Below are 23,178 nucleotides of genomic sequence, written 5' to 3'. Positions count from 1 at the left end.
GCGATTTTACCCGCGCGGAGCGTCCGGTTCGTCCAGCAAGCGGGCCGCGGGTGATTCGGCCGCCGCCCCGGCGCGGAAGTAACCCATCACGGTGGCCACGCTGGCGTGGCCGGTCATGGCCATGGTGTCGCCCAGCGGCACGTTCCGGCGGCCCGCCTCGGTCACGAATCCGGAACGCAGGCTGTGAGCTGAATAGTCGCCCTCCAGCCCGGCCAGCTTGCAGCGTTCCAGCACGATGTCCCGCACCGCGGCCGCGGCCAGCGGCTCGCCCAGCACGTCGCCGCGCCGCACCCGCCGGAACAGCGGGCCTTGCGTGATGCCGCTGGCGCGCAGCCATGCATCGAGCGCCTGGGCCGCCACGCCGACGATGGGCTTCTGGTCGTTGGCACGGGCGGCGCCCGATTGATTGGTCTTGGAATGCGCCAGCGCAAACAAGAAGCCCTCGGCCGTGCGCCGCGTGTTTTCCATCGTCGCGCACACCACCTCGGAGCGCCTGCGGCCGCCGCTGGCCCAGGCGAACAGGAGCAGGGCGCGGTCGCGCACTCCGCGCAAGGAATCGTCGCAGGTCGCCAGCATGGCTTCCAGCGGCTCGCGCGTCAGCGCCACCTTCTTGGCCGGCGCCACGCCGCGCCGGGCGTAGGCGCGGCGCGTCCGAGAGAGCAATTCGCGCACCGCCGCAGCACGGCAGGGGTTGGGGTGGCCGTGCAGTTCATGCGCCTTCGACAGCACCGATATGCGCTGCAACAGCGTGTTTAGGCTGGGCGCGCCGAGCCTGCCTTTGGCCTTGAGCCGCACCAGCTCCTGGTCCAGCGCCAAAGGCAACTCCCATTTGAGCCCTTGCTCGGTCGAGCGCTGGGCATGGTCGACCACGAACTGAATCACCGCGGCTTCCGGGACGGGCAGGGCGAAGGGACGGGAATAGCGCAGCTCGAACCATGCGCTCCAGTAGCGGATGGCGGCGCGGTAGCTGGCAACCGTGTTGGCCGAGCTGCCTTCGCGCAGCAGGGCGCTGGCCGCGGCATCGGCCTGGGCGTCCAGGGTGAGTGGGTCCAAGGCGGGCAGCGGCGCCTGCGATTTCAGCTGTGTCATGGGCGGATGAGTAGGGGCAATCTTCTTTCATGCCTATTATTGTGTACTTGGCATGATCTTTCGGATGCATTATAGATTGCCCCGGAAAGCATTATGACGTTGCCGTCAGGCCTGGAAAAAAGCAGCCTTTATTTCCTTCATAAGACCCTTGGCGGCTTGGCTCAGGAGGTGAAAATCCCTGCTCAATAAACAGATGTTTCGGTCCGGGAGATTATCAGTGAGAGCAAGCGGGGAGAGGACCTGACGAAATGCGGCCATGTTGAATGGCGTAGCCGACCATATGCTGATTGCGTCCGAATTCCTTGCCAGCTCTATATACAGTCCGATCGACGCGCAATGAATAATCCGTTCGGGCAATGCGCAGCCCAGCATCTGAAAACACCTGACCAAGGGCGAGGTCTCGTCACTTATCGGGTCGAGTGTAATCCACTCATAATGCAGAATTTCCTCAAGAGTGGTGACGTTCAGGGCGGGATGGCCGGGCCTGACCCCAATCATCGTCTTTACCGTCGACAGTGGAATCGCCGAGCAAGCGGCAGACTCCGCAGGCATCTCGGTCGATATGGCGAAATCAAGCGTCCCATCCCGCATCAAAGTGAGCAGTTTGCCTGGCCGCTCTTCGACAATCGTGATCTGGACATCGGCGTTCCGTTTCCTGAATTCCAGAATCGCCTTCGCCACACCGGCAGTGCCAGCCACCGGCGCGACGCCGATGGTCAATGCGCCAGTGAGGCGTCCCTTTAGCGCCGCAATATCCTGGCGAGCGCGCGCGACCTCCGCATTTATCAAGCGCGCCCGGTCGGCAATCGCGGCGCCGGCCTCTGTCAGCCGCATCCCTTGCGCGGTCCGCACCAGGAGCGGCACTTCCAGATCTGCTTCCAGTTCTCTCAGCGATTTACTTACGGCCGATTGAGTGAGATGCAATCGATCGGCTGCGCGGTTGATGTTGCGTGTCTCCACAACAGCCAGAAAGGCCCGCAATTGGTTTAGTTTCATGAAACCTGGGGCACGGGTTGCGTCGATCCGGGTTTCGCGCGGCTGCTGGCCTCTCTGATCCAACGATACGTAATCCCCGATTTCTTCATTCTGTGGCGCTCCTAAGCGGGGGGATTCTACTTCTGGCTACCGCACCCTTGTGAGGAATTTTCCCTTGCACCTGACTTGGGCCACAACCAAAAGTTTTTTGATCAAAAAAAAGTCGTGAGATCTGCCCAACAAAGGTGACATGATCGATCGGCAATCGCTGCCGATTTTTACCGAGAATTTTCTCAGCGATGGCGATTTCAAGAACCCATCAATCAATTTATTCATATTCGTAATGTTTTTCGAATATGGAAATCGATATAACAGTGCTGGGCAAGGATCGAGACTGCCATGAAAAACCCTCCTTATCGACGCTTCACCCTGACCATGGTGATGGCCGTTGCGGTCATCTGCACCCTGGATAAGCTGATTTTTGCCTTTGCCGGTCCGTCCATCATCCATGACTTGGGCTTGACGCCCGTGGAGTTTGGATTCGCAGGCAGTGCGTTCTACTTCGTTTACTCCTTTGCCGGCGTGGCGGTTGGCTTCCTCGCCAATAGAGTCAAGACCAAATGGATCTTGCTGGCCATGTCGCTGCTGTGGGCCGCTGCGCAGTTCATCGTCAGTTTCGTCAGCAGCTTCGCCGCGCTCGTCGCCAGCCGAGTGTTGTTGGGAGCCGCAACGGGGCCTGCAACCGCCACCACTCAGCATGCCGGCTTCAAGTGGTATCCAGCCAATGAACGTATCGGCGTCTCGACGCTGATACAGGTCAGCATGCTGTTGGGCGGATTGCTTGCCAGCGCAGTCATGCCGTTGTCCATCCAGCACCTAGGCTGGCGGCTCTCCTATCTGTTGCTAGGCGTGGTCAGCGTGGTTTGGGTCGCGCTCTGGCTGCCATTTGGCCGGGAAGGCTCGATTGGCGAGCAGGCGGCGGGCGAAGCAAACTCAAGGGTGTCGTACCGCCGCATGTTGCTGAGCAGGTCGTTCCTGATGATTGCGGTGATGGGTTTCATCGGATACATACCGAACGTTCTGGCCGTCAGTTGGCTGCCCGTCTTTCTGCAGAAAGGAGTGGGGCTAAGCCCTGCGCAGATGTCTGCCTACCTCATATCGACGACCCTGGCGGTCATTCTCACCAATCTGATTGCGTCGGCGCGCAGCAAGAGGGCATTGCAGAAAGGCGCCTCGTTCAGGAAGGCAATGGTCCGGCCTCCGCTCTTTGCCTGCATGGTGGGGGGCGCGATATACCTTGGACTGCAGTACGTAGGCGGAAGCATGCCGGCGACCTTGGCGTTGTTCTTCGCCGGCTCGATCGCCATAAACATCATGCCCGCGTTCGGGTTCGCAATCGTTGCGTACCTGTCGCCGGATTCGCAACGAGCCTCCATGCTGGCGATCTACAACGGCATTATTACCACTGGCGGGATCCTGGCCCCCGCCTTGATCGGCTACATGATCTCCGCCACCGGCGGAGACGTCCTCGCCGGCTTCGGACAGTTCTTCACGGTGTGCGGGGCGGTGGCGGTAGGGATGAGCATCCTCGCCTTGATGGTGCTGGATCCCGAGAAAACACGCAAAGCGCTGGATCAGGACGCTGGCAAAGAAGCGCATCTGCAGTCGCCCGCATCCGTCTGACAAAAAGCACGAGCGGCAACAGGGAATCGTATTGCGCCATACCTCCATCCCGCCGCTCGTCGCCGGCTCCGGCACGCAGCGGTAGGGCGCCAAAACGCGTCACCGCCGCCCCCAGTAGCTCGCGTTCCCGGACGAATAGGGTGCGGCCGCGCTCGGCGAGGGCTGGAGTCCCTACCGCGCGTGTTCATTGGGCGGCGCGAAGTGCATGGCAGCAGGGCCGCCCGGGTCCGAAATCTGTAGGAAATCATATTTCATACATTTCATTATGTATGCTGTATGATATCTAACATAAATATGAAATTACTCACGATAAGGTTCCATTATCGTGAGTAAATATCCTACAGATGCTGAACCGGGCACGGAGCAAGCGCATGGCCACCGGAATTACCGAAACTGACGTCTGGACCGCCGCCGACGCCTTGCTGCTGGAGGGCGCGCGGCCCACCATCGAGCGCGTGCGGCAAAAGATAGGCCGCGGATCGCCCAATACCGTCAGTCCTTACCTGGAAACCTGGTTTCGCTCGTTAGGCGCGCGCATCAAGGACCCGGGCGCGTTCGCCGCGCCCGCAGCGGTGCCGGACCCAGTGGCCCAGGCGGCGGCCCACTTCTGGGAAGCCGCCTTGGCCGAGGCCCGTGCACAACAGGAACAGGCTTATCGTGGACGCTGGGAAGAACTGGCGCGGGAAGGGGAGCAGTTGGCGTCCGACGCCGAACAGCTACAACAACGCGAAACCCAGCTTGCGCATCGCGAACAGGATTTGCAGGAAGCGCTCAGGGTAGCCACTGCCCAATTGGCCGCCGCCGAAGACCGGCTGCAAGCAGCCGAACAGCAGCTGCGGCAACGTGACGAATTGCTCAAGCGGAACCAACTGCAATTGGAAGACGCCCGCAGCGCCACCCAGGCTGCGCTGGCGGAAAGCGAGAATATCCGCGCGCAACATGCCCAGGCGCTCGCAGCAACCGAAACCCGTCACGCCGCCCATGAGCGCCGCTGGCTGAACGAGCTGGACGGCGAGCGCGGCGCCGTCAAGCGGCTGCAGGCGCGGCTGGACGAAGCGCAAGCGGCCAGCCAACAACAGGCGGCCCAGGCCCGCAAGGGATTGGAGCAGGAGCAAGATCAGCGCCGGCAGGCAGAGCAGGACGCGCAGGGCTTGCGCGCCAACGTCCAGGCCCTGCAAATGCAACAGCAGGCTGACCAGGCAGCGGCGAGCGCAGCCCTGGCGGCGGCCCGTGAGCGCGAACAATCGCTCGAAGCCAGGCTCGCGGCCGCCGAGCAGCGCTCGTCCGAGTACCTGGCGCAACTGAAAGGAAAGGACGCGCAGCTGGGCGAATTGACCCGGCATCTGATGGCGCAAGTCCAGAGGCAGGATGCGGCGCTTGCCCCGCCCGATAATTCCCATCCCTAGCGCCTCGATTCGGATTATTGTTATAGACACGGCGGGCCGCGCGAAGCGCCTCGCCGCGCGGCGTACGAAAAGCGTAGCAGCACGACCGGGCCTGCCGGAGGAACTATGTCATTTCGCGTGATTGCCTTGATGCTTTGCGCGCTGTTGCAATGGTTGCCTCCAACGGCCGGGTATGCCCAGCCGGCGAAGGGCAAGGGCGACCCGCTGGCGCTGGCCTACAACGTCAAACCCTGGACCGGCGATTTCGACGGCATGGTCAAGCGGCGCCAGGTCCGGGTGCTGGTGCCCTACAACAAGACGCTGTACTTCCTGGACAAGGGCGGCACCCAGCGCGGCATCATCGCGGACATGATGACTGCGTTCGAGAACGACCTGAACAAGCAGCTCAAGACCAAGAACATCCGCGTGTACGTGGTGTTCCTGCCTACCTCGCGCGAACGCCTCATTCCCGACCTGCTGGCGGGCAAGGGCGACATCATTGCGGCCAATTTGACGATCACCGACGAGCGCCAGAAGCTGGTGGACTTCTCCACGCCCCTGGCGAGTGGCGTGCGGGAACTCATAGTCGCCTCGCCCGGGGCGCCCGAGCTGAAGTCGCTGGACGATCTGGCCGGGCAGGAGATCTTCATCAGCCCGGTCAGCAGCTACTACGGCAGCGTCAAGCAATTGAACGCGGACCTCCAGTCCCGCGGGCTCAAGCCTGCCATCATCCGCGACGCGCCTGGCACCTTCGAGACCGATGACATCCTGGAGATGGCCAGCGCGGACCTGGTCAAGTACACCGTCGCCGACCGCTATCTGGCCAATTTCTGGAAGCAGATATTCCCGCAGATCCGGGTCTATGAAAACCTGGAGGTCGACAGCGGCAACGATATCGCTTTCGCCTTCCGCAAGAACTCCCCCAAGCTCGCGGCGGTGCTGAACCCCTTCATGGAGAAGAACCGCATCGGCACGTCGTTCGGCAATCAGCAGCTGACCAAGTACCTGAAATCCGTAAAGTGGGTAAAGGCCGCCACCGACCCCGAGGAAATCGAGAAATTCCACCGCCTGGCGGACTTCTTCCGCAAGTACGGCGACCAATACAACATCGACTGGCTGCTCATGATGGCGCAGGGCTACCAGGAGTCCAGGCTGGACCAGGACGCCAAGAGCTCGGTCGGGGCGATCGGCGTCATGCAGATCATGCCGGCCACCGGCAAGGAACTGAAAGTCGGCGATATCCGGCGCGAGAAATACAACATCCATGGCGGCGTCAAGTACATCCGCTTCATGATCGACCAGTACTACGCCAAGGAACCCATGACCGATTTGAACAAGGGCTTGTTCGCCTTCGCGGCCTATAACGCCGGACCGGGCCGGATCAGCCAGCTGCGCAAGGAAGCCGCCGCCAAGGGACTGGACCCGAATGTCTGGTTCGACAACGTCGAGCGCGTGGCGGCCGAACGCATCGGGCGCGAAACGGTGCAATACGTGAGCAACATCTACAAGTACTACATCGCCTATACGTTGATCCGCGCCCAGGGCGCGGGCGCGGCGCCGGGCTAGGGCGGGGCGTTCCCACGGCTTGCGGGCGTCCGCGGTATATGTCCGCGGGAATTTCGGATAAATTCGCCACAGGCGCATCCGCATGCACCCATCCGGCAGACGCCCCGCCGGCATCGATGCGCCACAGATCAGGGCCACGGGCCCTGTCAGGAGCAGCGGTTGAATCCTCTTCCACGCCAGACGGTCGATCTCGCCCGCATCATTCTTGTCATCGTGATCCTGGCCGGCCTCATGGCGGGCAGCCTCTACATCCTGCGCCCCTTCCTGCCCGGGCTGGTCTGGGCCACCACCATCGTCGTGGCCACCTGGCCGGTCATGCTGGCGATACAGCGCTATTGCGGCGGGCGGCGCTGGATCGGCACGCTGACGATGCTGGTCATCCTTCTGTTCGTCATCGTGCTGCCGCTGTACGAGGTGATCTCGACGCTGGCGCTGCATAGCGGCACGATCATGGCGGCGGTCAAGAGCCTGCCCGACTACGCGCTGCTGGCGCCGCCCGCCTGGGTCCAGGGGATTCCCTTGGTCGGCCCCAAGATCGCGCACGAATGGCAGACGCTTTCCGACGCCGGCGCCGGCGGCCTGCTGGCCAAGCTGGAACCCTACCTGACCAGCGCCGTGACATGGCTGCTGGGGCACGCCGCCATCGTCGGCGCCTTCATGATGCACATGCTGATCACGGTGGTCGTGGCCGGCATCCTCTATACCAAGGGCGAGGTGGCGGTCGACTTCGTGCGGCGCTTCTTCAACCGGCTGGCGGGCCAGCGCGGCCTGGCGGCGGTCAAGCTGGCCGGGCAGGCGATACGCGCCGTGGCGCTGGGCATCGTCGTCACCGCCGTGGTGCAGTCCGGCCTGGGCGGCATCGGCCTGTGGATCGCGGGCGTGCCGGCCGCAGGCATCCTCACCGCGCTGATGGTGATGCTGTGCCTGGCGCAGCTTGGGCCTTTTCTGCCCATGCTGGGCGGCGTGGTCTGGCTATTCCAGAACGACATGAAGCTGGCGGCCGCGGTGCTGCTGGTCTGGGCGGTGCTGGTGGCGATGCTGGACAACCTGCTGCGGCCGTTGCTCATCAAGCGCGGGGTCAACCTGTCGCTGCTGCTGATCCTGGTGGGCGTGCTGGGCGGCCTGTTCGCGTTCGGCATCGTGGGCCTGTTCATCGGTCCGGTGATCCTGGCGGTGACCCATACGCTGCTCAAGGCCTGGATCGACGAAGTGCCGCCGCCGAGCGCGCTGGCCACCGAAGCGCAGCCGGCCGAGACGCCCGCGGAGCGGGCCGGATTCCCGCCGGTCTAGAACGGCAGGCGCCCTCCAAGATCAATCGGGCGCGCCGGGCAGCAGGCCAGGGAAGGGCGTAACATCTGCCTCACGTCGCGGGCCCATGGCCCGCTTTCCTGGCAACACCCCGGCAATACTTCATGACGATGCACCCTCTGGCGCCGCTCCAAGACGGCTTTCCTTTCTGGTCCGCTACCTGGACCGATTCCGCAGCCTCTCTCCACAAGGCGGTGACGCAATGAGCGCAAGCGTACGCCTGGCCAAGCGCCTGGCCGAGGAACTGTCGTGCTCGCGCGGCGACGCCGAACGATACATAGAAGGCGGATGGGCCGCGGTGGACGGCAAGCCGGTCGAGGAACCAGGCTTTCGCGTCGAGCCCGGCCAATCCGTCGGCCTCCTGCCCGGCGCGCGCCTGGAAGATGTGCGGCCTGTCACCATCCTGCTGCACAAGCCCGCGGGCATTTACGCCAACGACGAGCCCGGCTCGGCGCGCGACCTGATCCTGCCCGAGAACCTGATGCCCGGCGACCGATCCGGGCAACGCTATCTGAAGCGCATGTTCAACGGCCTGAAGCTTGTCACGCCGCTGGAGCGCGCGGCCAGCGGCCTGGTCGTCTACACGCAGGAATATCCGGTGGCGCGCAAGCTGGTGGAGGAAGGGCGCTACGTCGAGCAGGAGTACGTGGCGCAGGTATCCGGCCAGCTCAGCGCTGCCGATCTGGCGCGCCTGCAGCGCGGGATGGCTTATGACGGCCGCGCCGCCACGCCCATGAAGGTCAGTTGGCAGAACGAGACCCACCTGCGCTTCGCCTTGAAGACGCCTGCGCCCGGATTCATCGAATACGTATGCGACGCGGCCGGATTGCGCCTGCAGGCCCTGCGGCGCATCCGCATCGGCCGTCTGCCCATGGCAGGGCTGGTTCCCGGACAGTGGCGCTACCGCCTGGAATACGAACGCTTCTGACGGCAGCAGGAATGACCATGGAACAAGCGCCGCAAGGCTGGCGACCGGAGCCTAGTCCCGGACGCAGGAGTTTTCTGATCAACGCAGGGGGGCTGTGCCTGTCCGCCGCCCTGGCCGGCTGCGCTGCGCCCAAGCCGCCGCGCCGTATGCCGCAATCGGCCAAGCCCGGATCGGCGGCACCCCCGCTAGTCAACGGCAGCGTGGCGCCGGTGCCCGCACTCAAGCCCGGCGCGCGCATCGCCATCGTGGCGCCGGCGTCCGCCGCGCTGAATGCCGCGGACGATGCCGCCGAATGGCTGCTGGCGCGCGGCTACGACCCGCAGGTCATGCCGGCGTCACGCTCGCGGCTGGACGCGCCCTATGACTATCTGGCTGGCGCGGACGTCGACAGGCTGGCCGACCTGCACGCCGCCTTCGCCTCGCCCGAGATCGGCGCCGTCTGGTGCCTGCAGGGCGGCTTCGGCTCCTGGCGCCTGCTGGACCAGCTGGATTTCGATCTGCTGCGCCGCCATCCCAAGCCGTTCATCGGTTACAGCGACATCACGGCGTTGCACCTGGCCATGCAGCGACACGCAGGCTTCGTCACATTCCATGGGCCGATGCTGGCGCAGGACCTGCTGGCCGGCAAACGCGAGCCCACCGAATCGCATTTGCTGTCGATGATCACCGGCCAGTTGGGGCAGGGGGCATGGATTACGCCGCCCCCGTATGCGACCGCCACGGAACTGATATCGGGTACGGCGACCGGACGGCTGATCGGCGGCAACCTGGCGCTGATTGGCGCGCTGATCGGCTCCGACAACGAAATCGACACCCGCGGCGCCATCCTCTTCATCGAGGACGTCAATGAAGCCTTGCCCCGCATCGACCGGCTATTGAACCAACTGGCGGCCGCCGGCAAGTTCGACGAGCTCAAAGGCGTGCTGGTCGGCAACTTCACCCGGATCCTGGGCGTGTCGGGCGACGATGCCCAGGCCCAGGGGCTGCTGTACCCGCTGATACTGGACCAATTCCGCTCCCGCGGCATTCCCGTGCTGGCGGGATGGCCCAGCGGCCACGGCGATCCGAACCTGACCTTGCCGCTGGGCGCGCAGGTGACTTTGGACACGGGGCGCGGCGGGTTGCGCCTGGAGCAGGCGGTAGTCGTTTAGGCAGAATTTGCACTATTAATAAGTCATAAATTTAAGGTATGGCTCATTAATAGATCTTTATCAGGTTATGCCATGACTCATTAATAGTGCAATTCCTTCAATCAAGCACTATTATTGAGTCATGAAAAAGAAGATCGAACCCAGCTTCGATGGCGCCCAAGCGCTTGCCCGGATCGGCGCCAACATCCGCACCGCCAGATTGCGGCGCGCCGAAACCGAGTCCACGCTGGCCAGCCGCATGGGCGTGTCGCGCGCCACCATCACGCGCCTGGAGCGCGGCGACGGCGGCGTGTCCCTGACGCTGGCCATCGAAGCCTTGCTGCAGTACGGCTACGCCGACCAGGTCTACGCCCTGGGCGACCCCGAACTCGACGGCGTGGGCAAGCGCCTGGACGCGGTGCGCCGGCCCAGCCGCGGCAGCGGCAAGGCGCCGAACGCGCACCGCGCCGATCCCACCCAGCTGTAGCGCCGGCCTATGGTGCAGACCCGAAAACACAAGTCGGTGGAAAGCGAGCTGTATGTCTACGTGGACATCCGCGGCGAGGCGGTGCTGGCTGGCCTGCTGACGCTGGACGACACGGACGAAAATCACTTCTACGCCGAATTCACCTATGTGCAGTCCTATGTGAACGACCCGCGCGCCTTTGCGCTGGATCCGCTGAATCTGCCGCTTGTGGACGCGCGCACCACGTTCCGCACCGAAAGCCGCTACGAAACGCTGGGCGCCATCTTCGACGCCGCCCCGGACGCCTGGGGCCGCAACGTCATGCGCGTAGACAACGCCGGCGCCCGCGTGACGGAAGACGAAGTCCTGCTCAAGGGCCGCGGCATGGGCGTGGGGGCGCTGTTCTTCAGCGCCCGCCCGCTCACGCCGAACATGCGCAAGACCTATCGCCTGCCGGAACTCGGCCAGCTGGAATCGCTCGCGGGCCTGCTTACGGACATCGACCAGGGCGTCAAACCCAAGGGCTTGTACCGCGACATCCTGGGCAGCTCCTGGGACATAGGCGGCGCGCGCCCCAAAACCATCGTGCGCGACGAGCATGGCGAAATGTGGATCGCCAAGTTTCCGCGCAAAGGCGACTCCTACGACCGCCAGCGCGTCGAGTACGCCAACCTGGAGATGGCCCGGGCCATCGGCCTGACCGTGCCCGAAATCCGGCTGGTCGAGACGCACCTGGGCGCGGTGCTGCTGACTCACCGCTTCGACCGCGAATTGCTGCCGGCCGGGAAGGGCGGAGATCCGGTGGTCTCCCGCCGGCATTTCCTCAGCGGCGCCTCGCTCATCAGCCCGTCGGCCCAGATCGGCAAGCGCGAACTGGACGGGCCGCGCGGCAAGGCCACCTATTCCTACGCCCGGCTGGCGGACGTGGTCCGCCGCGTGTCGTCCAACCCGGTGCAGGACTTGAAGGAGCTGTACGCGCGCATGATCCTGAACGTGGCCGTCCACAACACCGACGACCACCTGAAGAACGTCGGCTTCCTGAAGGACGCGGGCGCGCAGACCTACCGCCTGTCGCCCTTGTTCGACGTGGTGACGCAGGAAGGCTCCGCCAGGCACTATCTGCACATCGGCGCGGCCGGCCGGGAAAGTTCGTTCCAGAACTGCTTGAGCGAGTACCGGCGCTTCGGCCTGCGCTCGGAATCCGTCGCGCGCGCCATCCTCGATCATGTGCGCGAGGTGGTAGCCGCACGCCAGCGCTACTACGCCATGGCCGGCATGACGGCGGAAGAAATCGGGCACGTGGAAGCGTCCTTGATGGCGTGGCGCCACGGTATATTGCCGGTATGAAAAAGCTGGATATTCCCGCACTGGAGATCTTCGTCGCGGCCGTCGAAGAAAAGAGCCTGTCGAAAGCGGCCGAGCGCGAAAACCTGGTCACTTCCGCCGCCAGCAAGCGCGTGGCGGAACTGGAGCGCCACCTGGAGCGGACGCTGCTGCACCGCCACGGACGCGGGGTCGAGCCGACGCCGGCCGGCGCCTTGCTTTACCAGCGCGCCAAAGCCATCCTGCGCAGCGTGCAGCTGACGGAAAGCGCCATCAATGGCTATTCGACGGATGGTCAGGCGAAAATTCGCCTCGCTTCCAATCCATCGACCATCCTGCAGTTCCTGCCTGGCGTGATGGGCCGCTTCCTGGCCGACCGGCGCGATGTCAGCGTCGACCTGCTCGATGCCCACAGCTACGACATTCCGCGCATGGTGGCGGAAGCCTCGGTCGACATAGGCATCTATCACGCCGACCATCCGGTGCCGGGCGTGTCCTCGTTTCCGTTCCGCCGCGACCGCGTCGGCCTGGTCGTCCCGGTGGGCCATCCCCTGGCCGGACGCGCCGAGCTGTTCCTCGAGGACGCGTTGGACTATGACCTGCTGGGCTACTTTCCGCGCCATTCGCTCGATCAGTTCCTGGCCTATGCGGGCCAGACGCTGACGCGCCCGCCCAACGTCAAGTTGCAGGTCTCCAATTTTGAAACCCGCTGCCGCATGATCCGCGAGGGGCTGGGGATAGGCATCGTGCCCGAAGGCATCGCCCGCAACTATCTGGCCTCGATGGGACTGGTGCTGCTGCGGCTGCGCGATGCCTGGGCCGAGCGCCAGTTCTATGTCTGCGTGCGCGACGCGGCGCAATTGGCGCGCCCCGTGGAAGAACTGCTGCGCGCCCTGACGGCGCCGGCGGCGGACGCAAGCTAGGCGCCGCAGCGTGCGCGGCTGACGGGCGACTGCCCGCAGCTAGCCGCCCGCAGCTATTTCCCCAAACGGGCCGTGGCGGCTTCCTGCAACACCGGCCGCAGATACGACAGGAACCGTTCCGGATCCTCGCTCATGGGGAAATGCCCAATGCCTTCCATGATCTGCCACTTCGAGCCCGCGATGCGGCCCGCCAGGAACTCGGTGTCCTGCGGCGTGCATGAGTAGTCATATTCGCCAGTCAGCAGCCACAGTGGGCAGCGCTGCGTGTCGATCTGAGCCACGCGTTCCCGGATGTCGCCGTCCGCGGTGTAGAAGTGCAGGTCGCCCTTGAACACGCCCGGTCCGCTTTGCATGTAGTGCCATAGCGTCTCCCAGCGGTGTTTGTCCGGACTGCCCGGACCCACCAGGCCCGAAACGATGCCGGCGCAGACTTCTCCACCATGCACGTCGGGACGGTTCAGCCATTCCAGGTCGTAGTAGGGGTCCACGTGGGCGCCCGATTGCAGGCCGATGGCCCCGCCAAAACGTTGGGCATGTTCCAGCGCCAGATGCAGCACCATGCGGCCTCCGATGGAGCAGCCCATGACGATCGGGCGTTCCAGCGCCAGCGCGTCGGCCACGCCCAGGACCGCCTCGGCATAGTCCTTGGAGGTCAGGCGATAGGTCTCTTCGTGCCAACCCTCGGGCGGCGAGGATTTGCCATGCCAGGGCAAATCAAAGGCGATGACGCGGAAATTCCGCAGTATCTCCGGATCGTTCATCAGCGCACGGTACTGGCGGGTATCGGCGCCCGCGGTATGCAGGCACAGCAGGGGCGCGCCGGCGCCGGCTTCTTCAACGTAGACGCGGTGCTCGCGCCCGCCCAATGCCAAGCGCAGGTAGCGGCCGACGACAGGTTCGAATACGGCTTGTTGCGGGTTCACGAGGATGCTCCCGGGGTGCGCGGGCAGGCCAGCACCTCCTTGAAATACAGCAGGTTGGACATGAAGGGATAGAGATCGCCCTCGGCGCGCAGGCGGCGGAACTTGATCATGGCCATCAGGTCATGAAAGCCCGGCGCCGGCCTGGGCGTCCAGTAGCGGGCCCAGTCCTCGGCTTGCGCCCGCAGCGCGAAATCCCAGCGCGGCATGACGAAGGGGCCGCGCCGCACCTGTTCGATGCGACCGCGCGCCACCGTGATCAGGTGTGCGGCATCACCGGCTTCCAGCAGGAACACGGTGTTCAGGTGCCGGCCCCGCCACACCAGCCGTTCGCGCGCGTTCACGGCGCCAGCCAGGCGATGCAGAATGAAATCGTCGTCTTGCATATCGGGTTCCTTGTCAGGACGGCGGTAGATCCAGCCGGTAGATGCCGTCTCCCGCGTCCGCGCGCGGATAGCGCCCGGCCACCAGGGGGTCATGGCCCGGCACGATGTGCGCATCGGAATCCGCCAACGACCGGATGCGCGCATAGCCCTCCAGCATGTCGCCGACATGGAAGATGGCAGGGAAGGGGTTGTGGTCAGTGTAGTTGCGGTAATAGTGCAGCGCGTCGGACGCCAGCACGATCCAGCCGCGGGCGGTATGCACGCGCACCACTTGCAGGCCCGGCGTATGGCCGCCGATCCGGTAGAGTTCCACGCCCGGCGCCACCTGCGCATCGCCGTCATGGAAACGCACCCGTCCGGCATAGAGCCGGCGCACGACCGCCTGCACGTCGTCGGCCGAGAAAAAATGCCGCATCGCCTCGAAGCACATGTAGCGGCCCGTGGCGTAGCGCATTTCGGCATCCTGCAGATGGACCTGCGCCTGCGGATAGGCTTCGACGTTGCCCGCGTGGTCATAGTGCAGATGGGTCAGGACGATATCGTCAATGTCTTCCTGCGCCAGCCCCAGCCGCGCCAGCGCGGCTTCGGGCTGCAGGCTGAAAGCGCGGCCGCGGGCCCGCGCCGAGCAGGCGCTGAAACCGGTGTCGACCAGCACCGCGCGGCCGGCGCCGCGCACCAGCCAGCAATAGAAGTCCAGGGGCATCGGCCCATCGTGCACGTCGCCGCGCGACAGGAAGTTGTCCACGGCCCGCCGCTCCACGCTGGCATAGCGGATCGCATAGACCTCGTGGACGGGCGGGGCCTCGGGTGCCGGTTGCACCGCGCTCATTTCTTGACCAGCTTGCACTGGCTTTCGGCCAGCGGCATGAAGGCCTGGTCGCCCGGCACCGTCTTGACGATCTTGTAGTAATCCCAGGCAGCGGTGGACTCCTTCGGCGACTTCACTTCGACGACGTAGGTGTCGTGGATCAGCTTGCCGTCTTCGCGCAGGCGGGCATTGCGCGCAAAGGCGTCGCGTATCGGCATGCCGCGCAGCGTCCGCATGACCACGTCCACATTGTCCGACCCGGATTTCTCGACCGCGCGCAGGTAGTTCAGCACCGCCGAGTACTGGCCTGCCTGCAAGGCGGTAGGCATCTTGCCTGCGGCCTTGAAGAAGCGTTGCGAAAACGCGCGCGTCTCGTCGTCCATGTCCCAGTAGAAGGTCTCGGCGAAGGTCATGCCCTGCGCCGCCTCCAGCCCCACGCCATGCACGTCGGTAATGCTCATCAGCATGGCGACCAGTTTTTGCCGCTCGGACAGGCCGAACTCGCGCGCCTGCTTGATTTCGTTCTGCAGGTCCGCGCCGGCGCTGGCGAAGGCCACCGCGTCCGCCTTGCTGGATTGGGCAGCCAGCAAAAAGGACGCGAAGTCGGTGCCAGGGAAGGGGTAGCGGACTGTCCCCGCGACCGTGCCGCCGCCGTCCTTCACGAAGCGCATGCCATCGCTTTCCAGCGAATGCCCGAAAGCGTAGTCCGCCGTGACGAAGTACCACTTCTTCGCGCCGGCCTCGACCAGGGGCAGGGTGCCCACCTTGGCCAGCGCGTAGGTGTCATAGACCCACTGCACGTTGTTGGGCGAGCAGTCTTCGCCGGTGATGCGGGTGGCGCCCGCGCCCGTCACCATGGTCATCCGCCCCTTTTCGCGGGCGATGTTCATGACGGCCAGGGCCACGGCGCTATTGCCCAGTTCGGTGACCACGTCGACCTGCTCGCGGTCCATCCATTCGCGGGCGCGGCCCGCGGCCACGTCGGTCTTGTTGAGGTGGTCGGCGGAGAGCATCTCCACAGGCTTGCCCAGGACCTTGCCGCCGAAGTCCTCGATGGCGAGCTTGGTGGCGAGTACCGATCCGGGCCCGACGTTGCCGGAGTAGGCGCCGGACATGTCCGTCAACACCCCGATGCGCACGACGCCGTCCGATATGCCGTCCGCCGATGGCGCCTGTGCCTGCGCCAGTCCGGTGCCGGCGGCGAGCGCCAGCAGGACGGTGATTTTCTTGTTCATGGTTTGTCTCCTGGTTTGGCCTATATCTGGCTTACGTACTTGATCTGCATGAATTCCTGCAGGCCCTCTATGCCGCCTTCCTTGCCCAGGCCGCTGTCCTTGAAGCCACCGAAAGGCGTCTCCGGCAAGGACGCCTGGCAGTGGTTGACGCAGACGACGCCGCTTTCGATGCGCTCGGTCGCGGTCCGCGCGATGCCGGCGTCTCGTGTAAAGACATAGGCGGCCAGGCCGAACGGCAGGCGGTTGGCCAGCGCCAGGCCTTCGTCCAGGTCCCGGAACGGGCTGACCAGCGCCAAGGGGCCGAAAGGTTCAGTGTTGGCGGCGAGACTGTCGGTCGCCACGTCGCGCAGCACGGTCGGCGACCAGAACCAGCCCGGCAGATCGGGCCGCGTGCCGCCGGCCGCCAGTTGCGCGCCATGCGCCAGCGCGTCGGCCACCATGGACTCCATCGCAGCCAGGCGCCTGGGGTTGGCCAGCGGTCCCATCTGCACGCCCGCTTCCAGGCCGTTGCCGACCCGCCATCCGCGAGCGCGTTCCGCCAAGCGCGCCACAAAGCGTTCATATGCGCCTTGCTGCACATACATGCGCGTGGGCGAAGTGCAGATCTGGCCGGAGTTGCGCAGCTTGGCCGCCAGCACGGTATCGGCGGCAGCCTCGGCGTCGGCGTCATTGAACACCAGCACCGGAGCGTGGCCGCCCAGTTCCAGCGTGGCGCGCTTCAGGCCAGCGGCCGCCATCACGGCCAGCTCGCGCCCGATGGAGGTGGACCCGGTGAACGTCACCATGCGGATCAGCGGCGACTCGATCAGCCGGCGCGAGATTTCGCCCGGGTCGCCGAATAGCATGTTGAGCGTGCCGGCGGGCAGCCCCGCGTCGGCTAGCGCGTGGCCGATTTCCAGCGCGATCGCGGGAGTCTCTTCGGAAGGCTTGATGACGACGGAGCAGCCGGCGCCGAGCGCGCCCGCGATCTTGCGCGAAGGCGTGATGGCCGGCGCGTTCCAGCCGGAGAAAGCCGCCACCGGTCCCACTGGTTCCGGAATCGCCATCTGGCGGATGCCGGCGACGCGTCCCGGGATCAAGCGGCCATAAGTGCGGCGGGCTTCCTCGGCCGCCCATTCGAACATTTCGGCGGCCGTGGCCACTTCCTTTTCGGATTCCGCCAGCGGCTTGCCCAGCTCGCGGGTGATCAGCCAGGCCAGGCGCGGCGTGCGCTCGCGCATCAAGGCCGCCGCGCGCCGCAGGATTGCGGCCCGTTCCAGCGCGGGCGTGTCGCGCCAGCGCGGAAAGCTGCGATGCGCCGAGTCCAGCGCCGCGTCGATATCTTCCGATGTAGCGACCGGCAGGCGGCCCAGTACCGCCTGCGTGGCGGGATCCACCACGTCCAGAGTGCGGCGGTTTCCCGCCGGCAGGGCATGGCCGCCGATCAACAGCTTCAGTTCGGGGTAATGCAATGAGTTATCCATTTATTCCGCCTTGGCGATGTTGCCGTCCCGGATCACTTGCGCCCAACGCTCGGTCTGGGACTGGATGTGCCGCGCGAAGTCATCCGCGCTGCCCGTCATCGGAAACTGGCCCAGTTTCAGCAGCGCCTCGCGCGATTCCGGCGTGCCCATGACCTTGTTGACCGCCGTGTTCAGGCGCAGCGTCACGTCGGGCGGCAATCCCGCCGGCGCCAGCACGCCGTTCCAGGGTTCGGCCGTGAAACCCGGGATCCCCGCGGCTTGCGCCACGGTCGGGATGCCGGGCGCGACGGCCGAGGGTTCCGCGCTGGCGATCGCCAAGGCGCGCATCTTGCCGGCCTGCACCTGGGGCATGGCCGCGATCGCGCTGAGGAACGCCATGTCGACCCGGCCCGCGACCAGGTCGGCGATGGCGGCCGAATCGCCCTTGTACGGCACATGCGTGATGTCCAGCTTCGCAGCGCTCTTGAACCATTCGCCCGCCAGATGGTTGACCGCGCCGCTGCCGGCCGACGCGAAGGTCAAGCTGCCCGGCTTCTGGCGCGCCCCGGCGATCAGTTCCTGCACGGTGTTGAAGGGAGAGCTGGAGGGCACCACCAGCAGGTAGGGATAGCTGGCCACCAGCGCCACGGGTTGGAAGTCCTTCAGCACCTGGTAGTCGACCTTCTGCTTGTAGACGGGCTCGATGGACAGGGTGCCGCTGCTGCCCAGCATCAGCGTGTAGCCGTCGGCGGCGGCGCGCTTGACCGACTGCACGGCGACCACGCCGTTGGCCCCTGCGCGGTTCTCGACCACGACGGTCTGGCCCAATTCGGCCTCGAGCTTGCGCGCTAGGTATCGGCCCACCGCGTCGGTGGGGCCACCCGCGGTGAAGCCGATGACCAGCGTGACCGGCTTGGAGGGATAGTCGGCCGCGGCCGCGTTGCAACTGATGATGGCGGCGAGCGCGGGCAGCGCGCACCTGGCTAAGAGTGATTTCATATCAGCTTGACCATCACCGGGTAGTACTCCTTGACGAAGCCGGCTGCGCGGGTACGTTCCAGCAGGTCATGCGTCAGCTTGGCGGAGCGGGCGTCCACCTCTCCCTGCCGAGCCAGTTCCAGCGCCAGCAGGATGTCCTTGATCGCGTACTCGGTCGGAAAGGTCTTTTCGGGATAAGTCTCGGCGGCCAGCGCCTTCAGACCGGGATTGCGCAGCACGAAGCTGTCGGCCGACCCCTTGCTCAGCGCGTTCAGCAGCAGCGCGCCGTCGACGCCGGCGCTGCGGCCTATGGTGATGGCCTCGGCCAGCGCATGCACCGTCATGAACACCACCATGTTGTTCATGATCTTGACCACCTGGCCATTGCCCACGCCGCCGCAAAGCAGCACGTCGGTGCCCATGCACGACAGATAGGGCAGCACGGTCTCGTAGTCTTCGGGCGTGGCGCCCACGGTGATCATCAGCGTGCCCAGCCTGGCGGCCTCGCGCATGCGGGCGACCGGCGCGTCGATCAGCAGGATGCCGTGGCCACGCAAGGTCTCGGCCAGCTTGCGCGTGCGGGTGACGTCGCTGGTGCTCATGTCCACCACGATGCGCACGCGTCCGGCCGCCTCCACCAGGCCCCCCGGACCGGTGCACACCTGTTCCACCTGCACGATGCTGGGCAGGGACAGGAACACGATCTCTGCGCTTTGCGCCACCTCGATGATGGAGGCGCAGGCATGGCCTCCGAGCGCGCCGATCCGCGCCACCGGATCGGGGCTGATATCGGTCACATATACCGGATGGCCGGACTTGCGGACCAGGTTGGCGCACATGGGTTCGCCCATGACGCCCAGGCCGATGAAGCCCAGCGGGGTCTTGCTGTCGCTCATTACTTCCTCCTTTGTGTTGCGGGTTTTTTAGTTGTTGCATGCAGCTTACGGAGCGCGCCGGGCTGCCGGTATGAAAAATTGGCAAAGCAACCTTCTCCATTTCCGTCCCCCCGGGATCAAGAACGCTCGTTTTCCTTTTTATCAACGCTGACCGGCCGGCGACGCATAGAGTGATCGGCAGAGATGAATATGAGCGAGGCGCCGCCGCGCCGCGACGACAACGGAGACACGCATGTTGCTGGACACGATTGCGGCCTATGGCGCGCACGACACCCGGGCCCGCTTGCCCGACGAAGTCATCCACCACGCCAAGCGCGCCTTCCTCGACTGGCTGTCGGCCCTGTATCCGGGCACCCCCGGCCAACCCTGCCTGCAGTTGCTGGGCGCCCATGGCGCGGAACTCGGTGCGGGCAAATCCAGTCTGCCGGGCTGCGCCACCACGGCCTTTCCGGCCACCGCGGCCTGGATCAACGGCAGCGTGTCCCACGCCGTCGAGTTCGACGACATTTACCGCGACGCGATCTACCACCCCGGCTGTCCGACCATCGCCGCGGCGCTGGCGCTGGCGGAAGACGCCGATGCCAGCGGCCAGCAACTGCTCAACGCCATCGTGGTGGGCTACGAGATCTCGACCCGTATCGGCGCGGCGGTCCAGCCTGCGCATTACCGCTATTTCCATACGACTGGCACCGTGGGCTGCTTCGGCGGCGCGGCGGCTGCGGCCGCCTTGTGCGCGCCGGGCGACGCCCAGGTCATGCTGCATGCGCTGGCCACGGCGGGTACGCTGGCCAGCGGCCTGCAGCAGGCTTTCCGCTCGGACGCCATGAGCAAGGCGCTGCACGCGGGGCATGCGGCAGCCGTCGGCGTACGCGCGGGGCAGGGCGCCGCCCACGGCATCACCGGCGTGCCGGACATCCTGGAAGGCGAGGTCGGCTTCGGCGCCGCGCTGGCGCAGGACCCCGACTGGAACCTGGCGATCGACGGCCTGGGCCAGCGCTACAACATCCTGCGCATCACCCAGAAGAACCACGGCTGCTGCGGCCATACTTTTGCCGCGATCGACGGCGCCCTGGCGCTGCGCGCACGCGGCTTGCGGGTTGAGGACATCGCATCCTTGCGCGTGGACGCCTACCAGACGGCCCTGGACGTCACCGGCAACTTCGCCCCCGCCACGGCCTTCGAGGCCAAGTTCAGCCTGCCTTACGTGGTGGCGCACGCCCTGGTCCACGGCTCGGTCCGCCTGGACGCTTTCGAGCCAGAACGCTTGCAAGACCCGCAAGTGCGCCAGCTGATGCAAAAGCTGGAACTGCGCGCCGATGCCGCGCTGACCGCCGGCTTTCCGCGCATGCGCGCCGCCCGCGTCTCCATCACCACCGCCAGCGGCCAGACGCTGGAACACCATGCTCCCTACCGCAAGGGCGATCCCGAAGCGCCGCTCTCCGACGCCGAACTGAATGACAAGTTCGAAGAACTTGCCGGTCCGGTGCTGGGCCGCGAGCGCGCCCTGGCGCTGCGCGACGCCGTCTGGCGCCTGGACGGCATGCCGGTTCGCGCGCTGCGGCTGGCCGCCGACATGCCCCGGCCCTGACGCATTTCCCCTCCGTCCATCCATGACACCAGCCTCATCCATGTCAGACATCTCTTTTGCAGAAGCGCTCCTGTCGCCTCGTGCCATCGCCCTGGTCGGCGCTTCCGGCGACGCGCGCAAGAATACCGCCCGGCCGCTGCGCTTCATGCGCAAGCACGGCTATGCCGGCGCGGTCTATCCCATCAACGCGGGCCGCGCGGAAATCCTGGGCGAAAAAGCCTATCCCTCGCTGGCCGGACTGCCAGGGCCGGTCGACCACGTGTTCGTCATGATCCCCGGCAGCGAAGTCGCGGCCATGCTGGCGCAATGCGCCCAGGCCGGCGCCCGGGTCGTGACCATCTATTCCGACGGGTTTGGCGAGACCGGCGCCGAAGGCCAGGCGCGCCAGGCGGCGCTGGTGGCGCAGGCCCGCACGCTGGGCTTGCGCCTGCTGGGGCCCAACAGCATCGGGTCCGCCAACCTGCATACCGGCGGCATCCTGTCGGTCAACGCCGCGTTCGAGGCGGACACCCTGCTGGCGGGCGACCTCAGCCTGGTGTCGCAAAGCGGTTCGATGATGGGATCGCTGCTGTCGCGTGCGGCGGCGCGCGGCTTCGGCTTTGCCAAGTCCGTCTCCGTCGGCAACGAGAGCGACATCACGGTCGGTGAAGTGGTCGATGCGCTGGTGGACGACCCGCAGACCAGGGCCATCCTGCTGTTCCTGGAAACTTTGCGCGACGCCGCCACCCTGGCCCGGGCGCTGAGTCGGGCGCGAGCCGCGGGCAAGCCCGTGATTGCCTACAAACTGGGGCGCTCCGAACAGGGCGATGCGCTGGCGCAGTCGCACACCGGCGCCATGGCGGGCAATGACGTCGCGGTGGATGCGTTCCTCAAAGCCTACGGTGTCATGCGGGTGCGCAACCTGGAGACGCTGTTCGAGCTGGCGCCTCTGGCGTCGCGCCATTCCCGCGCAGGCAGTTCGCTGCGTGCCCCGGACCGGCCGACGCGGGTCGCTGTGATCACGACCACAGGCGGCGGCGCGGCGACGGTGGTCGACAATCTGGGGCTGCACGGCATGGTGGCGGTGGCGCCGCCCGCCGACTTCGTGCAACGCATGGGCGAGCACGGCCTGCGCATCCGCGAAACACCGGTCATAGACCTGACCCTGGCGGCCAGCAGCGCCCAGTACAAGATGCTGCTGGAACATTTGCTGCGCGCCGGCTGGTGCGATGCGGTGCTGAGCGTGGTCGGCTCGTCCGCGCAGTTTCATCCTGGACTGGCGGTGCAGCCGTTGCTGGAAGCCGACAAACCCGCAGATAAACCCCTGGCGGTATTCCTGGCCCCGGAGGCGCCCGAATCGCTGGCGCTGCTGCGCGCGGGCGGCATCGCTGCATTCCGCACGCCGGAAGCGTGTGCGGACGCCCTGGCGGTGTACTTCGCCGCGGGCGGCAGGCCGCCAGCGGCTGGCGCGGCGATGGCCTGGCCGGCCGGATTGCCCCGCTCAGGCATGCTGAGCGAGCACGAGGCCGGCGCCTTGTTCCGCGAACTGGGCGTGCCGGTGGCGCAGGGTCAGCTTGTGGATCCGGCCACGCTGCAGCATGCCGTGCCGTATCCCGTGGTCGCCAAGATCTGCTCGCGCGACCTGGCGCACAAGACGGAGCTGGGCGCCGTGCGCGTCGGCATCGCCGATGGCGACGCCCTGCGCGGCGCCGTGCAGGAAATGCTGGAAAACGTCCGGCGCCACGCGCCGCAGGCCCGGATCGACGGCATCCTCGTGCAGCCCATGGAAGCGCGCCTGATCGAAATGATCCTGGGCTATCGCCATGATCCCCTGGTCGGCCCGACCGTGCTGCTGGGCGCGGGCGGCGTTGCCGCTGAACTGTCGCCCGACTACGCCGTGCGCCTGGCGCCGGTGGACCAGGAAGAGGCCCGCAGGATGATCCTCGAAGTCCGCCAGACCCGGCTGATACGCGGCTTTCGCGGCTTGCCCCAGGGCGATTGCGAGGCGCTGGCCCGCGCCATTGCCGCGTTTTCCCGTCTGGCTTGCGCCACCGGCGTGCAGATCGAAGAAGCCGAAATCAACCCCTTGTTCGTCCGCGCCGATGGCGTGGTCGCGGTCGACGGCCTGGCCCGTCTGGCCTGAAGCCCGTTCAGATTACCCCTTACCAGG

The 23,178-nt window shown here is 65.8% G+C and carries 20 protein-coding genes; 11 read left to right on the top strand and 9 right to left on the bottom strand.

Going from position 1 to position 23,178, the window contains the following annotated elements; translation table 11 throughout:
* Positions 1-6: 6 nt before the first annotated feature.
* Positions 7-1,089: a site-specific integrase gene (locus AC3WOB_RS12050; RefSeq protein WP_492275152.1), complete on the bottom strand. Its 1,083-nt coding sequence runs from the start codon at positions 1,087-1,089 to the stop codon at positions 7-9.
* A 105-nt stretch (positions 1,090-1,194) separates the two neighbouring features.
* Positions 1,195-2,085 carry a LysR family transcriptional regulator gene (locus AC3WOB_RS12045; RefSeq protein ID WP_492275151.1) on the bottom strand — a complete coding sequence of 297 codons (891 nt, stop codon included), beginning with the start codon at positions 2,083-2,085 and terminating at the stop codon, positions 1,195-1,197.
* Positions 2,086-2,463: 378 nt separating this feature from the next.
* On the opposite strand from AC3WOB_RS12045, the gene AC3WOB_RS12040 reads away from it, so the two are divergent.
* The 9 genes from AC3WOB_RS12040 (at position 2,464) to AC3WOB_RS12000 (ending at position 12,776) form a co-directional block, all read left to right on the top strand.
* Positions 2,464-3,747: an MFS transporter gene (locus tag AC3WOB_RS12040; RefSeq protein WP_492275150.1), complete on the top strand. Its 1,284-nt coding sequence runs from the start codon at positions 2,464-2,466 to the stop codon at positions 3,745-3,747.
* 371 nt (positions 3,748-4,118) lie between these two features.
* Positions 4,119-5,153: a DNA-binding protein gene (locus AC3WOB_RS12035; RefSeq protein WP_492275149.1), complete on the top strand. Its 1,035-nt coding sequence runs from the start codon at positions 4,119-4,121 to the stop codon at positions 5,151-5,153.
* A gap of 105 nt (positions 5,154-5,258) precedes the next feature.
* Positions 5,259-6,698: an MltF family protein gene (locus tag AC3WOB_RS12030; RefSeq protein ID WP_492275148.1), complete on the top strand. Its 1,440-nt coding sequence runs from the start codon at positions 5,259-5,261 to the stop codon at positions 6,696-6,698.
* A gap of 159 nt (positions 6,699-6,857) precedes the next feature.
* The gene (gene ydiK / locus AC3WOB_RS12025) at positions 6,858-7,988 is read left to right on the top strand and encodes an AI-2E family transporter YdiK (protein WP_013393830.1); all 1,131 of its coding nucleotides are present in this window, start codon (positions 6,858-6,860) and stop codon (positions 7,986-7,988) included.
* Between the two features lie 220 nt (positions 7,989-8,208).
* Positions 8,209-8,934: an RNA pseudouridine synthase gene (locus AC3WOB_RS12020; protein WP_013393829.1), complete on the top strand. Its 726-nt coding sequence runs from the start codon at positions 8,209-8,211 to the stop codon at positions 8,932-8,934.
* A gap of 209 nt (positions 8,935-9,143) precedes the next feature.
* Complete coding sequence (locus AC3WOB_RS12015) at positions 9,144-10,085, top strand: S66 peptidase family protein (RefSeq protein WP_492275349.1); 942 nt, start codon at positions 9,144-9,146, stop codon at positions 10,083-10,085.
* Between the two features lie 121 nt (positions 10,086-10,206).
* Positions 10,207-10,551 carry a helix-turn-helix transcriptional regulator gene (locus AC3WOB_RS12010; RefSeq protein ID WP_492275147.1) on the top strand — a complete coding sequence of 115 codons (345 nt, stop codon included), beginning with the start codon at positions 10,207-10,209 and terminating at the stop codon, positions 10,549-10,551.
* A gap of 9 nt (positions 10,552-10,560) precedes the next feature.
* Positions 10,561-11,877: a type II toxin-antitoxin system HipA family toxin gene (locus AC3WOB_RS12005; protein ID WP_492275146.1), complete on the top strand. Its 1,317-nt coding sequence runs from the start codon at positions 10,561-10,563 to the stop codon at positions 11,875-11,877.
* Positions 11,874-12,776, top strand: coding sequence for a LysR family transcriptional regulator (locus tag AC3WOB_RS12000; RefSeq protein ID WP_013393825.1), 903 nt, complete (start codon positions 11,874-11,876; stop codon positions 12,774-12,776). Before AC3WOB_RS12005 ends, AC3WOB_RS12000 begins: the two co-directional genes overlap by 4 nt.
* Before the next feature lie 53 nt (positions 12,777-12,829).
* Here the strand turns inward: AC3WOB_RS12000 and AC3WOB_RS11995 are convergent, their stop codons facing one another.
* Genes AC3WOB_RS11995 through AC3WOB_RS11965 form a run of 7 tightly spaced genes read right to left on the bottom strand, consistent with a single transcriptional unit; the run spans position 12,830 to position 19,441 of the window.
* Complete coding sequence (locus tag AC3WOB_RS11995; RefSeq protein ID WP_492275145.1) at positions 12,830-13,699, bottom strand: alpha/beta fold hydrolase; 870 nt, start codon at positions 13,697-13,699, stop codon at positions 12,830-12,832.
* Positions 13,696-14,082 carry a hypothetical protein gene (locus AC3WOB_RS11990; protein ID WP_492275144.1) on the bottom strand — a complete coding sequence of 129 codons (387 nt, stop codon included), beginning with the start codon at positions 14,080-14,082 and terminating at the stop codon, positions 13,696-13,698. The genes AC3WOB_RS11995 and AC3WOB_RS11990 overlap by 4 nt, the downstream gene beginning before the upstream one ends.
* Positions 14,083-14,095: 13 nt before the next feature.
* Positions 14,096-14,911 (bottom strand): N-acyl homoserine lactonase family protein, encoded by an 816-nt coding sequence (locus tag AC3WOB_RS11985; protein WP_492275143.1) that lies wholly within the window; start codon positions 14,909-14,911, stop codon positions 14,096-14,098.
* Complete coding sequence (locus AC3WOB_RS11980; RefSeq protein ID WP_492275142.1) at positions 14,908-16,125, bottom strand: ABC transporter substrate-binding protein; 1,218 nt, start codon at positions 16,123-16,125, stop codon at positions 14,908-14,910. Before AC3WOB_RS11980 ends, AC3WOB_RS11985 begins: the two co-directional genes overlap by 4 nt.
* Before the next feature lie 20 nt (positions 16,126-16,145).
* Positions 16,146-17,588 (bottom strand): NAD-dependent succinate-semialdehyde dehydrogenase, encoded by a 1,443-nt coding sequence (locus AC3WOB_RS11975; protein ID WP_492275141.1) that lies wholly within the window; start codon positions 17,586-17,588, stop codon positions 16,146-16,148.
* On the bottom strand, positions 17,589-18,566 hold the full coding sequence (locus AC3WOB_RS11970) for a Bug family tripartite tricarboxylate transporter substrate binding protein (protein ID WP_013393819.1): 978 nt from the start codon (positions 18,564-18,566) through the stop codon (positions 17,589-17,591). It abuts the gene before it with no gap.
* On the bottom strand, positions 18,563-19,441 hold the full coding sequence (locus AC3WOB_RS11965) for an NAD(P)-dependent oxidoreductase (RefSeq protein WP_492275140.1): 879 nt from the start codon (positions 19,439-19,441) through the stop codon (positions 18,563-18,565). The genes AC3WOB_RS11970 and AC3WOB_RS11965 overlap by 4 nt, the downstream gene beginning before the upstream one ends.
* Before the next feature lie 232 nt (positions 19,442-19,673).
* On the opposite strand from AC3WOB_RS11965, the gene AC3WOB_RS11960 reads away from it, so the two are divergent.
* Both AC3WOB_RS11960 and AC3WOB_RS11955 read left to right on the top strand, forming a co-directional pair.
* The gene (locus AC3WOB_RS11960; RefSeq protein WP_492275139.1) at positions 19,674-21,029 is read left to right on the top strand and encodes an MmgE/PrpD family protein; all 1,356 of its coding nucleotides are present in this window, start codon (positions 19,674-19,676) and stop codon (positions 21,027-21,029) included.
* A gap of 40 nt (positions 21,030-21,069) precedes the next feature.
* Positions 21,070-23,151 (top strand): acetate--CoA ligase family protein, encoded by a 2,082-nt coding sequence (locus tag AC3WOB_RS11955; protein ID WP_492275138.1) that lies wholly within the window; start codon positions 21,070-21,072, stop codon positions 23,149-23,151.
* The last annotated feature ends 27 nt before the right edge of the window (positions 23,152-23,178 follow it).

Source organism: Achromobacter sp. FW305-C-30-7, from assembly GCF_058783105.1.
Note: the sequence above shows the minus strand (reverse complement) of the source record. Positions and strands in the feature narration are given on the sequence as shown.